This window comes from Tetzosporium hominis (assembly GCF_002265435.1).
GTDB classification, from domain to species: domain Bacteria; phylum Bacillota; class Bacilli; order Bacillales_A; family Planococcaceae; genus Chryseomicrobium; species Chryseomicrobium hominis.
Genome location: NZ_NOKQ01000230.1, coordinates 4155 through 17870, shown reverse-complemented (window position 1 = coordinate 17870; position 13716 = coordinate 4155). Strand labels below are relative to the sequence as shown.

At 45.0% G+C, this 13716-nt stretch carries 14 protein-coding genes; all 14 read left to right on the top strand.

Features of this window, described 5'->3' with window-relative positions; all coding sequences use genetic code 11:
• Positions 1–426 (top strand): phage portal protein (locus tag CF394_RS11315; protein WP_133079829.1); only part of this gene is annotated, 426 nt, incomplete at its 5' end.
• On the top strand, positions 419–1207 hold the full coding sequence (locus CF394_RS11310; RefSeq protein WP_094943764.1) for a head maturation protease, ClpP-related: 789 nt from the start codon (positions 419–421) through the stop codon (positions 1205–1207). The genes CF394_RS11315 and CF394_RS11310, both read left to right, overlap by 8 nt.
• A 46-nt stretch (positions 1208–1253) precedes the next feature.
• Positions 1254–2420, top strand: coding sequence for a phage major capsid protein (locus CF394_RS11305; RefSeq protein WP_094943763.1), 1167 nt, complete (start codon positions 1254–1256; stop codon positions 2418–2420).
• Positions 2421–2468: 48 nt separating this feature from the next.
• A complete protein-coding gene (locus CF394_RS11300) occupies positions 2469–2678 on the top strand; it encodes a hypothetical protein (RefSeq protein ID WP_094943761.1) in 210 nt (69 codons plus the stop codon).
• A 12-nt stretch (positions 2679–2690) separates the two neighbouring features.
• On the top strand, positions 2691–3002 hold the full coding sequence (locus CF394_RS11295; protein WP_094943760.1) for a phage head-tail connector protein: 312 nt from the start codon (positions 2691–2693) through the stop codon (positions 3000–3002).
• Positions 2999–3343 carry a phage head closure protein gene (locus CF394_RS11290; protein WP_094943758.1) on the top strand — a complete coding sequence of 115 codons (345 nt, stop codon included), beginning with the start codon at positions 2999–3001 and terminating at the stop codon, positions 3341–3343. The genes CF394_RS11295 and CF394_RS11290 overlap by 4 nt, the downstream gene beginning before the upstream one ends.
• Positions 3336–3746 carry a hypothetical protein gene (locus tag CF394_RS11285; protein ID WP_094943757.1) on the top strand — a complete coding sequence of 137 codons (411 nt, stop codon included), beginning with the start codon at positions 3336–3338 and terminating at the stop codon, positions 3744–3746. Before CF394_RS11290 ends, CF394_RS11285 begins: the two co-directional genes overlap by 8 nt.
• A complete protein-coding gene (locus CF394_RS11280) occupies positions 3736–4155 on the top strand; it encodes an HK97-gp10 family putative phage morphogenesis protein (RefSeq protein WP_094943755.1) in 420 nt (139 codons plus the stop codon). Before CF394_RS11285 ends, CF394_RS11280 begins: the two co-directional genes overlap by 11 nt.
• Positions 4156–4743, top strand: a complete 588-nt coding sequence (locus tag CF394_RS11275; protein ID WP_094943754.1) for a hypothetical protein — start codon at positions 4156–4158, stop codon at positions 4741–4743.
• Positions 4744–4792: 49 nt separating this feature from the next.
• Entirely contained in the window at positions 4793–5299 is a 507-nt protein-coding gene (locus tag CF394_RS11270) for a hypothetical protein (RefSeq protein ID WP_094943752.1), read from the top strand.
• A 178-nt stretch (positions 5300–5477) separates the two neighbouring features.
• On the top strand, positions 5478–8033 hold the full coding sequence (locus CF394_RS11265) for a phage tail tape measure protein (RefSeq protein WP_094943751.1): 2556 nt from the start codon (positions 5478–5480) through the stop codon (positions 8031–8033).
• Positions 8030–9481, top strand: a complete 1452-nt coding sequence (locus CF394_RS11260; RefSeq protein ID WP_094943749.1) for a phage distal tail protein — start codon at positions 8030–8032, stop codon at positions 9479–9481. Before CF394_RS11265 ends, CF394_RS11260 begins: the two co-directional genes overlap by 4 nt.
• A complete protein-coding gene (locus CF394_RS11255; protein ID WP_094943748.1) occupies positions 9478–11562 on the top strand; it encodes a phage tail spike protein in 2085 nt (694 codons plus the stop codon). Before CF394_RS11260 ends, CF394_RS11255 begins: the two co-directional genes overlap by 4 nt.
• A gap of 10 nt (positions 11563–11572) precedes the next feature.
• Positions 11573–13716, top strand: a 2144-nt coding sequence (locus CF394_RS11250) for a hypothetical protein (RefSeq protein WP_207761714.1), incomplete at its 3' end; no start/stop codon positions are given.

The window sequence follows — 13716 nt, the reverse complement described above, 5'->3', positions numbered from 1 at the left end:
CGAGACATTCGCGCCTTGGCAGATGATGTTTTTGATTTTGTGGCCATGGCCTTTAATATTCCTAAAGGCTTGCTAAAAGGAGATGTGGCAGATGTAGAAGCTATGACTTCAAACTTCCTTATGTTCTGTGTGAATCCTATTGCAGAGTTGATGAAAGACGAAATCAATCGCAAGATGTTTACAAAAGAAGAGTATCTAAACGGCACCCGCTTAGACATTGATACGCGCTTCATAAAAATCACGGATATCAATCAAGTCGCAACAGCTGTAGATAAATTGTTTATGACCGGAACGCACAACATAGATGAAAACCGCGACTTGTTAGGAGAGGAACCATTGAATGAAGAGTTTTCGAAACAATACTACATCACGAAGAACTATGCTAAAGCAGAGGATGTCATGAAGGGAGGTGAGGAGAATGAGTAAAATCGACTTTGAGAAAGTATTCGAGATGATGTCGACAAAAGATCTTCCATTACCGGAAGCTTCGATTCCTTTAGAGAGCGGGTATAAAAGCGAAGTAAATGACAAGGTGGCAAACTTGTTTATTTACGGACCTATCGGGTCTTATTACTGGGACGGAGTAAGCGCGAAATCTGTGAAAAATTTCTTGCAAGACTTGAATGTAGATGAAATCAACGTCTACATCCATTCTAGAGGCGGAGATTTTTTCGAAGGTTTAGCGATTCGAAATCAATTAAAAGCGCATTCTGCAAAGGTCAATGCGTATATTGACGGGCTAGCAGCAAGTGCTGCCTCATTGATTACGACCGGTGCAGATAACATTTATATGCCAAAAACATCAATGAAGATGATTCATAACGTATGGGTATTTGCGGCAGGAAATGCTAAAGAGCTTCGCAAATCTGCTGATGATATAGAGAAGATGAGTGGGGTAGCAATAAGTGCATACATGGAACGTTTTAAAGGCACGGAAGAGGAATTAAAGGCACTTCTTGATGATGAAACATTTATGACTGCAGATGAAGCTGTAGCCCTTGGATTCGCTGACGAAATCATCGAGAAGATTGAAATCACCTCACCTGTCGCTAACGGTCCAGATGACGAAGAAGACGATGAAGAAGAAACACCACTGGCAGCATCAGCACTTCAACGTATGATGCAGAAATATGCAGCAGAAGTTCAAAGCGAGCCTGACACCACAAAGAAAAATTTATTATCGAGATTTTCAAGTACCGCTAAATGATGGTGCTTTTTGTTTTGCCAAAAACCGATAAACGGAGGAAATAAAAATGACATTTCAAATTAAAAATCCTGACGCTAAACCTCAAGTAAACGAAGAGCATAAAGCTCAAATCTTAAACGCGCTGCAATCAGAAGACCCGAATGCTTTTGCTGAAGCGATGGCGCAATTTGCTAACAGTATCCAGAAGGATATTTTAGATCAAGCTCGCAAAGAGATGAACGAGGTCAATTCGGATAATCAAATCCTATCATCTCGTGGAGTACATTTGCTTACAACTGAAGAAAAAGAGTATTACAACGAAGTTATTGCAGCTGAAGGTTTTGGGGGCGTAGATAAATTAGTGCCACCAACAACAATCAACCGAGTATTTGATGATTTGCAACAAAATCACCCGTTGCTCTCTCGAATCGAATTTCAGAACGTTACTGGTACATCCCAATGGCTGGTTAATACATCGGGCCAGAATCCAGCTTGGTGGGGCAAACTTTGCGATGATATTAAACAATTGCTTACAAAAGGTTTTGAACTAATCAGCGTTGACCTATTCAAGCTTTCTGCGTATATTCCAGTTTGTAAAGCAATGCTTGACCTAGGGCCAGAATGGCTAGACCGTTATGTTCGCGCTGTACTGGAAGAAGCGATGGCCATCGGTCTAGAAGAAGGGATTGTAAAAGGGACAGGTAAAGATGAACCAATCGGGATGATCCGCAATCTAAAAGGAGCGGTTGTAGACGGGGTTTACCCTGAGAAAGCAGCGGTCGCATTAACCGATTTATCTCCACAAACGTTAGGTGCTGAAGTCATGGCTAAATTGGCAATTACCGCAAAAGACGAGTCCGGTAACCCAACGATGACTCGAGTGATTGAAAGTGTGTTAATGGTTGTCAATCCGGTAGATTATTGGACAACTTTATTCGGAGCTCTCGCTTACCGCGTGCAGACAGGTCAGTATGTATTCAACTTACCTGTAGAAACCGATATTGTTCAGTCTAATGCAGTTCCTACTGGAAAAATGATCGTCGGTGTAGCGAAAGATTATTTTATGGGCGTTGGTTCTACTCGTAAAATTGAATACTCAGACGAGGTTCGATTCATTGAAGATGAGCGCGTGTATATCTCCAAGCAATATGCTAATGGTCGTCCAAAGACTGCGGATTCATTCCTAGTGTTCGACATCAGCGGTGTAAATGCTGCAGGACCAGAGACTCCTTGATAAGGGGTCTCTTTTTATTGATTAACTAAATGAGAGAGGAAGATAGAAATGGCTGTAGAAAAAATTGAAGTTCAAAGCGTGGTTCGACAGTTCGAAGAACAGGCTCATAAAGGACATGTTTATGAGGTGGGGGATGACTATCCAGCTAAAGGTTTTAAAGCAACCAAAGCACGCATCGAACAATTGTCCGACCCATCCAAAAATAAGTATCAAAAAGTCTACCTAAAACCGAAAGAGACAGAGAGCAAGAAAGAATAGAGGTGAGACCTTATGGCACTGGCTCAAGAATTGCTAGAGGATTTACTCCAAGAGGTCAAAGCGAATTGCCGAATCACTTGGAATGACGAAGATGCCGACTTGAAAAAGGACATTGAGCGTTCGATTGCCTACCTAAATTCGCGAACAGGTAGAGAGCTTGATTATTCAGTCCAAGGATCCGCTCGGGAATTGGTTATCGAGCGATGCCGCTATTCATGGAACAAAGCCCTGCATGATTTTGAGAACAATTATTTGAGTGAACTTTTAAGCCTTCAATATGAAGCAGCTCGGACGTCATATCGCGAAAAGGGGAGTTTAAATTGATTGGCTCACCCTATAACGATGGAATGATGAGTTATGGTTCGACTACGCCTCTTTATAACGATACCCGCCGTAAGATTGGAGAGGATTTTCGAGAAGACGGACGTTTCGTATTTGATGAAAAGAGTGTTCGCGAACAAGATTATCAATTAATTGATTCAAGTGCTAGTACTCTCGACATCAAAATTGAAACCCCGTATCCGCTCCATTTAGAAAATACGGACTTTGTGAGTAAGGAAGTGCGCATCAGAGGCATTCGGTATTCTGTTTTAAAAGTAGACAAGGACCGCAACAAACCCGCTCTATTCTGGTATCTACAGAAGGAGGGATTGGTGAATGAGTGAAAAACAAAAACTCTACATGCGTAAAAAGAAACGGGAAATTGTAGATCAAATTGAACGGTTGTTTCCGGACTTTGAAATCTACGAAGACCGCATGGATCAATCAGAGGCAAAGAAGTACGAAGATGGCCAACCTCATCGATTCATCATTTACCGATTCCAAGGCTTTGAAGTCACGGACGAAGAGAAAGCGAAGAATATCAATCATTTGTTCTTTGTTGATATCTATACAGAGAATGACGAACAATCGGATGAATATGCACTGTCCGCAATTATAGCTTTAACCAACATCAAAGCGGTACGGCTAAGGGATAGTAATAAAATCATCGCGCGCCACGCAAGTAGCGACCGCTATGTTGATGTCCATTCCTTAGAGTTTTTGGAGATGATCCCGCATGGCTGTTAAATACGAGTTTGATTATGAAGAAATTGAAGAGCTTATCATCAAAGTCACAAAGATGGCGGGGGACTCTGAAAACGTCATTAACAACATACTGAAGGTAGAGGCAAAACAAAGCTTTGTTCCCTCTATCACAAGTTTGATTCCAGTGTCGGATAAGAAAAAGGGTGAACATGCAGCGTCAAGCAAATGGTCGAGAATCGTTAACGGGAACCTAGAATTTACAATTAAAGCTCGGGGAGGTGCTGCAAACAAACCTGGCAGCTTTGGGTATTTGGTTTTCCCTAACGAGGGTCGTGGCAAAAGCAATCCTAGAGAACAAAGATTTTTCGAAGAAGGTCGAGACCTGCAGCTTCCTCATCTTGTGGAAGTTACTCAAAAAGAACTATTAAACAAATTAGAGGAGGTTTTATAGATGCCACCAGTAACAACATTTGATACTACTGCAATCGAAGAAGGATCTATGCAATTTAAGAATGAATCAGGAACAGGTTACGATCCCGGTACACCTTTTGGGTGTGTAGGAACGATTGGCGCTGAACCAGACACTACAGAAGTGGTCAAACGATGCGGAACCGAAATCGTGAAGACTATCGTTAAAACTAATTTTTTAACGGTTACTGCGACAGCCCACGTACCTGTCCCAACTGCTCGCAATATCATGGGATTAACGAATGAAGGTCTAAAAACCGGTGTGTATGCAGCTGGTCGTAAGTTCCAAGGGAAAGATTTTATTCTGACTGCAACAGTTGTAGATGAATTTGAGGATACACGTAAACTGATTGCATTTCCGAACTGTTCGAACGTCACCGGCTTCAAAGTGAATGTGATTGAGAATGGTATTGAAGAAGTGGCTATGCTTGAATTCGAATTCCGTGCGCACAAAGATGCAAACGGCAAATTTTATTATGAGGCATTCGAAGATGAGGTCGTGGATGCTGCCATTAAGACATCTTGGCACACAGCATTCACACCTGAACTTGTAGCCCTAGAAACACCGTAGAAGCTCACATTTATTGTGGGCTTTTTTCATTTGGAAGGGAGAGAGTGACTTGAAACTACAAGTAATTGAACTAAAGGAAATTGAAGTTGTCGATCTAGGGAATGGCGAATTCGAATCTCGGGTTGTGGGGACGGAAAAAGCACCGCTCATGTTTAGTAATCGTGCACTTCAGCTTGCAAAAAGAGAAGGCATTCTCGAGACGGGATTAGAAGAAGAGTTATTCAATCTGTACGCGGTCATGGGCCAAGCGACGAATGGACGAACATTAAAGAAGGATGCGGTAGACATCCAAGGAGAAGACCTTTTAAAAGTGTCTGCGATTATCAGTCTAGACCATATGAAAGACCTTATCTGGTGTGCGTATGTCGGAGCTAAAACAGGTTCCAATGTTTATTACAGTCGAGATGAATTCAAAGACCTCTACGACGAGGACTTCGGAGAGACCTTATTAGTGTTTGTTGAGCTAGTAAGTTCCTCTGTACAACGTGATGAAAACAAATTTGCCTCTAATCTTAAGAGATTTGAAGGAAAGAAGGAAAAAGGCTCAAAAAAGTAGTCTCTCCCAAGATCGTGTTTGAGTGCCTAGAAGATCACTATGCTTGGTGCAAAGTGACGCTCGGTATGTCAGACGAGGTGTATTGGGATTTTTCTTTGTCCGAATTTAACCGTGTCTATGAAAGCATGGTAGCAGCGAAGACGTGGATCAACAATCCATTAGTGAGGTAGGTGAGAAAATGTCTAAAAATCCTGAAGCGAAAATCACCGTCAAAATGCTGAATGAACAGTTTAAAAAAGGCGCTCAAGAACTAAGTGAAGAATCGAAGACATTGAGCAAAAACTTTAAGCTGCAATCCGAACAGATGAAGTTGACTGCATCTGATACAGAAAAACTCGAAGCTCGTCTAGAGTTTTTGAAACAAAAACAAGACAATGCCAGAAAAAGTGTAGAAAACGCTCAAGGTTCATACGATAAGGCGGTCGAGGTGTTCGGGAAAAATTCAAAGGCTGCAGAAGACCTTGAAAAAAAACTGACCGATGCGAAGATTGAAGAGCAGAAATTCGCAAATGAAGTGGAGCTTGCTAGCCGAAAACTAAAGGACCAACAAACCGAATCTGAAAAATCCGGTAAAAAATTAGACGAGCTAAAGCAAAAGGCGGAAGACACTGGCAAGAAAATGAAAGATATGGGTGAAAGCGCTAAAGATATAGGCGGAAAGATGACTGCCGGAGTATCTGCCCCTATTGCGGCAATCGGAGGTATGGCTCTTAAAACAGCTTCAGATTTCGAAGGCGCTGGAGCGCGTCTCAGAACTCAACTAGGACTGACCGAAGAGCAGTCACGAGATTTAGAAGAGAGCGCTAAAAATCTATGGAGAAATGGATTTGGAGCAAGTGTAAGCGAAGCTGGCGATGCAATAAGCATAATTTATCAACAGTTAGGTAATTTGCCGGCCGAAGAGATTGAGTCCGTTGCTGAGAGTGCCTTTATGTTGGCTGATGCATTCGGTGTGGATGTTCAAGATAGTACACGAGCCGCGCAACAATTGATGCAGCAATTCGGTACAGATTCCACTAGTGCAATGGATATGATCACAGTTGCATTCCAACGCGGCGGGGACTACTCGGGAGAACTTCTAGATACCGTCACAGAATACGCGCCACAGTTTGCTAACATGGGCTTCAGCGCGGAACAGATGATGGGCATGTTTGCGAGCGGGGCAGAGTCTGGTATCTGGTCTTTAGACAAGTTAGGAGACGCGGTTAAAGAAAGTTTTTTGCAAATTACTGATGGAGCGGATAACACAAGAGACGCCTTAGGTGATCTTGGTCTCGACTATAAGCAAATTGAATCTGACATGGCGGCAGGTGGAGAAAAGGCAAATGGTGCATTTATGGCTGTAATGGGAGCCATTTCAGGAGTGACTGATGAAGCGGAACGCAACAGACTAGCTGTCGAGCTAATGGGTACACCAATCGAAGATCTGGGTCCTCAATATCAAGCGTTCTTCGCTCAAGCAGGAGAGGGGATGACGGGTTTTGAGGGTGCCGCAAAGAATGCCTCAGATGAGCTATATGACACTTTTGGTGCTCGATTGACAACTACCATGCGGTCTTTGCAGGAAAGTTTGATTCCTGTAGGGGAGAAATTGTTAGACGTTGCAGAACGTATATTGCCTATCCTTGTGGAATGGGTAAGTAAAGTGGTCGATTGGTTCAGCGGACTATCCCCAGTAATGCAAAATGTCACGTTGATCATCGGGGCGATAAGCATGGCGCTCGGTCCCTTGATAGTAGCGTTTGGTTTTGTAATGAGCGCAATCGGTTCAATGATTCCTGTGTTCGCTAAATTGTTGCCATTAGTATCAAAGTTAGGCCCAATCTTCACAGGCATTCGGACAGCGCTAGCTTTATTGACAGGTCCTATAGGGATAGCAATTGCTATCATCACGTTACTCGGCATCATCATTTATAAAAACTGGGATACCATTAAAGCAAAAACCATCGAAATTTTTTCGGCTATATCCGTGTTTTTTACTGCGGTATGGGCAAGCATGAAAGCCGGAATTGTAAGTTTTGTATCGTCAGCGGCAGCTAAATTTGGAGAGTTTCGGTCAAAGGTACAAGCAATATTCTCTGCGGCAGCTGCAATAATGTCGAATGTCATTTCGAGTGCTAGAGCGGCTGTGATTTCAATCATAGTGAATCTAGTGTCAGAAGGAGTATCAAGATTTAACACTCTGAAGTCTCGTATTCAATCGATATTTGAGGGAATTCGTAGCGTGGCGTCGTCTATTTTTGGTCGCATAAAATCAGCTATAACGAATCCCATTGAGACCGCAAAATCAACTGTCCTAGATATTATCGATAAAATCAAAAATGCGTTTACAAATATGAAGATCACCATCCCGAAACCGAAGATTCCAAAAGTTTCAGTATCGATGGGAACTAAGAAGTTTATGGGAGCGGATGTGCCTGTGCCTAAATTTGATATCACATGGTTCAAAACAGGCGGAGTATTTAACAAGAAGGCAATACTAGGTAACGCAGGGTTCGGAGATGTAGCAGAGGCTATCGTTCCATTCCAAGGCAGTCATGCAGATCGTATTGCGGAATTGATTGCTGTTGCACAGAACAGATTAGCCAATGCGCGCACACCTGAAGTTGTCGTGTTAGAAGGCAACGTCAGCATTGATGACCATGTCCTAGGGAAAGTGATGTTTAGAAAAATTGAAGAGAACATGCAAATTAATGATGACATCATTGATCTCATGGGAGGAGGGCGAGCATGATTAGTGAACACAATTTCACAGTCCATAAAGGAGACAAGAGCTACAACATGCACGATTTGGGCGTGTGGGTGAATTACTTTCAGCTGTCCTCTCCTAATGTATCACACGAGAAGGTTCGGGTTCCTTCGCTTCGTAAAACCTTGATAACGTCTCACGAAGAAGAAGAACGTAAGGTTCGGATTGAGTTACTGATTGAATCAGATGATATGAAAGAGTACAACGCTTTGGTGCATTTGATTTATGACATCTTCTTTACGAGTCAGGAAGTGTTTCTTGAGAGAGATGCGCATTTAGGGGAGAGAATAACCGCTATTTTAGAAGGTGACTATTCCCCGGATGACATCACTAGCACAGACGGTGAAATAGAATTCGAGATGACCATGACGGATCCTGTCATCGCGGGACCAGAAATCACGCGGCACTTTGAAGACGGTATATTAGAAATCAATAATTACGGTACGGTAGAAACACCTCCTGTACTCGAAATAGAGGTTTTAGACGATATCACTCATATCGATATTATTTCGAACGATGGCACATTGCGAATCGGCGAAGCGCCAGAAGCGGATGCCACGGTCTTTGAGCCACTAACAAAAGTTCTAGATTTACCTCTCACAAGTCTAAACAACTGGTTTGTTGCGAATCTAGATAACGGCTATGTAGGCGGTAATATGCAGGCATCGGCTCCTAGAGGCATGCGCCCACAGACTTTTGGGGCGGCTATCATTCCGCACAAATATCAGGGGCCGGCTGTACGCCGGTCTTTGCCGGATCCATTACAGGATCTAAGAATAGATATCGATGTCGACCTGCTTAACAAAGCGACCCAGACAGGAATGCTTGAATTATATGCGTTGGATGCATCAAGTAACGTAGTATTTGTCATCGGTATTGAAGATGTTAAGGTAGGCTCTGATCAGGTCCGCGGAAAGTTCCAAGTCGGCGGTGCTTCGAACCGATTGCATCAGTTCTTCGCAGAACCGTCAAACGTGCGTGCGTGGAACAATTTCAAAGGAACGCTTCGCATACATCGCAGAGGTAACAAAATAACTCCGTATTGGGCGTTGTTCGACAACGAGGGAAATCACGTTTGGAAGTATTCGAGCCATTCATACACAGACACTTTGAATAGGAACATGGCGCCTATCACACAGATAGCTATTGCGATGCGCGGATGGCCAACCACAACATTTGCGGATATGGCAGCTCGTAACTTAAAGGTCTATCGATATAATTCGGCACCAGAGGGCGTTCCGGTTATCGCCTCGCTAGGAGACAAGTTCATTGTGGACATGGAAAATAGTCATGTGCTTCTCAATGGTGAAGATTATCCGGAAATTGCGTTTGGGTCAAATTTCTTTGATATACCGTCAGGTAAGAGTCTGACAATGCTACAACCCTCCGACAAATTGAACGCACTGATGAGATATAAGGAGAGGTCGCGATGAGTATCATTTATCTAATTAACCCCAACACAGACCGAATCGTCGGTCATCTCAACAACCGTGGTAAAAAGATTTTTACTGGTGGAATCCATATTCACGATTTAGAGACTGGCGAGAATACATTCACCTTCGAAACTCCTTCCAAGTTAAAAGAGGCAGCGCTGTTTGACAACATCATGAGGCTTGCAATCCCAAAAGAAGAGGGAGGTCTTATGGAGTTTGTTACGTATCGTACACGGACAAAAGGTGCTTGGCGTGAGGTGATTGCACTTGCGAGTTACGTGGATATTGAATCGCAAGCAATCATTCCGCCAGGGACCTATTCCGGCACCTGCGAAGATCTGTTGACTATCGGACTTGCAGGAGTGGATTATAGTGTCGGAACTGTAGAACCGTCAGATATCCGAGAGTTGATACTCGATGAATCAGTAAGACCCTATACCTTTATCATGAAAGTGAAAGAGCTCTTCGACAGAGAGTTTGATGCCACAATCGAGTTTTCAGGACCTCGCGTGAAGGCTCGTTATCTCAATGCCTATACAAAGCTTGGTAGAAACAACAAAAAGGAGATTGTTCGAGGGAAAGATCTGTTGAGCATCGAACGCATCGAGAACAAAGAACGCATTGTTACGGCTCTGCAAGTAGAAGGTCCACAACGAGAGGACGGTACACGTCTGACTGTCTTTGTATCCGATGATGAAGCGTTTCAGAGATGGTCAGTTAAAGGGGAACACCGAATAGACATCTACCGCCCTGAGACAGATGACCAAAACATCACAGCCGCTCGATTGACTTCACTGGGGAAACGACGTCTAAAACAACTGATTGATGCGATAAACGAATATACAATCGAGAGCGCGGATATCGGTCAATTGTTCCCTCATGAACAATTGTGGATAGGGGACAACTGCCGGATAATCGACAAAGAATATTCGCCGCCGTTATATGCCGATGCAAGAGCCAAGCGTATCGAACGTTCGATCATCGATAAAAAAGAGAAGAAGATTAAGTTTGGTGAAGTGGTCACCTACAAAGAATCTGACGTCCTCAAGAAGTTCAGGCAACTATCAGAGATCTATCAAACGCGTTTCATCCGACAACCTACCGCTCCGCCTGTTAGAGCGCGAACAATTTGGATCAAGTCGTCTACTGAAGTTGGTGGCGCGGAAGTCGCTCATATCGCTTCGGGTAATCAGTGGATACCAGTTACACCGACCAACGTTGTCGAGCTAGATAAAAACTATAACGGTTGGTATTTCGATGCCGAAGAGGGTCTTGTCGTCTATCGTGACGATAATTTAGTGCGCATCGTATTGGATTCAACGTCGGGAATCAAGATTCAACGTCGCACGCTTGTGACGGATACATGGAAAGATGCCTTTGGCGTCGATTCGGCAGGCAACATGATACTGGTAGGTGAGCTCTTCACCCCATCTATTGAGAAGGGTTTCGGTGGAGCGTGGTATGGAGATGAAGGATGGTACGTATTCGGGGATGGGTCTTCTCCTGTGACCTATGCTGACAATCGAGGTATGCACATCTCAAATCATACGATGTCAGGTTCATCTGTCGACTATGCACTTGAGGGCATGTGGCACTACGTAGCGGAATACATGGGCGGTCCACCTGTCAGGAGTCTACTATATGGTGAAAATGGTATCCGTCTATTTGACGAGAATTCACCACTCCCAGCAAAAGAAGTCCTCTCAGGTCTTTTATTTAATGACCGTAAGATTCAAGTGATCGGTAGCTTCGAGACACAAGCAATCCAGTCGCTCACACTCATGAGTGGTTGGTTGAATTTCTCATCTACTTCGGAGCCGTGGCAGCGCGCCGGATTCTATAAAGATTTGAGTGGAGTCGTGCATCTGACCGGACTGATCAAGGATGGGACGACAGCAAACGGAACAGTACTTGGCACGTTACCTGTAGGGTACCGGCCGGCAAAGCAGGAAGTCTTCACAGTCGCGACATCTTCAGGAACTGCCCGAATCGACGTCTACCCGAATGGCCAGATAATCGGTGCACGCGACCTGAATGCGACATTCACTTCATTATCAGGTCCATCATTTAAAGCAGCATAGGAGGGATAACATGGATTTGAACAGTAGACAGTATGTAGTCTCATTGGACATGACGCGGACAGGATCGATTCGAGAATCCTTTGAGATGCGCCATAACGATGACAACGAGTTGATCATCGAGCTCAGAGACAGTGCGGGTATCATCGATTTAAATGCATCTGGTGTAATCAATGCAACGCTCTTGGTGACACGTAAAGACAAGGTGGATATCCCTTTAGCCGGGACAATCACACCAGAGGGCAGAGCGTCCTTCAAACTCAAGCGCGCCTCTCTCGAGAAACAAGGAATGGTGGAGGTCGTCGCGCAGTTCTACTTTGCAGATGATGTGCGTATCTCGACACCGACACTCATCTTTAATGTATTACGGGATCCATCAGCAGGAGCCGTTGGTGATGAAGGTGACGACCGCACGCTAATCGAAATCATCTTAAACGACGCACCTGCATTACTCGCTCAACTCCAAACCGCATACGACGAGCTCATCATTCAAAAAGCCGCATTCGCGCAGTTCCAAACGGACTCCGAAACGGCTTTTTCTAATGCGCAGAACCAGCGCACGAATGATTTTAATCAAGCGCAGACCACTCGGAATGACGACTTCTTGGCATCGCAAGGTCAACGTGTTACGGATTTTAATGCAGCACAAACAGAACGCACCACGCTCTTTAATCAATCGCAGACCAATCGCCAGAACGATTACCAGACATGGAAGGACGCAAAGGATACGGAACTCAATCAACTGGCATCCGACACGGAAAATTCGAAACTTGCAGCTGATACCGCGACAGCAAATGCGAATAGCGCGGCCACACTTGCAAATGAGGCGGCTGACAATGCAGACGATGCGCGTATCGCCTTGCAGACCGAGATTGACGAATACTTCGCGCAGCTGCAAGTCGGGGCAGATACGCAGACCGCCATCTATGGGGTCTATCATGACGGGGCGTCTAGTCCGGTCTTGACGCGTATCAAAGGGTCAGTAGGTAAGACGGCAGCGGTCGGTACGAACGGCGCGTATGTGCAGAACAGTTTCGACCTGGCACAGATATTCGGCGAGATCGGCGAGGTGACCGATGCGCTCGGAAACGTCTTTGTGCGCATACCGAAGCACTACTTCCGCCATCGTCAAGGACGGAATGCAGACGGCACACTCTGGCAGATAGACGAGATCTCCAAGACGAAGCACGCAGGATTTAGTCTGTATCCGTGCTTTTACGATTATGAGAACAATGTCGAGTTGCCTCATGTCGATGTCGGGAAGTATCTTGCCGGGCAGGACGGGTCGAACCGCATGACCTCGAAGCGCAATGAATACCCGCGTGTGAGTCAATCCATCGTCGCATTTCGAACGGCCGCACAAGCGAACAACGCAGACGGTCGCAAAGGCTATCAGTTGTGGGACATCCATGCGGTCGATATGTTACAACGACTCTTCATGATCGAGTTTGCGACACTCAATTCCCAATCCGTGATGAGCGGGTTTTCGACTGGGCAATACAACGCAGCTCACGCAGTGCTCAATACGGAAGCGGCTACGAATCAGGTGGTGTTGACGAATGCGCAGGCGGACCTGTACCGCGTCGGACAGTCCGTCGGCATCGGGACATCGTTAGGTGCGAACAACATCACCGGCTATCGTACGATAACAGCAATCAGTGTTGTAGATGCCAGTACAAAGGCCCTTATCTTTGATGGGGCGCCGCTTGCGGTAACTGCCGGCAACATCGTCTACAACACCGCCTATAAAACAGGTGCGACAGACAATGTAGCGGCTACAAGTGGTTCACCGACATCCAATACAGACGGCAAGCATCAAATGAAATACCGTGGCATCGAATCGCTCTATGCAGAAGTCTTCCAATTCGTAGACGGAGTGAACATCAACGATTACCAAGCGTGGGTGTGTGACGATGCACGATTCTACGCATCGAATCTGTTTGCTGCACCTTACAAACAACTTGGCTATGTCAATCAAGAAAACGAAGGGTACGTAAAGGAGTTGGGCTATGACCCGACAAGCCCAACTGCACGTTTCCCTGTACAGGTAGGGGCGGGAACCTCCACTTGGTATTCTGACTATTACTATAGGGCGGCAGGTCAGCGCGTAGCGCTGTTCGGTGGTTCCTGGAATAATGGCGCGAATGCTGGCCTCTG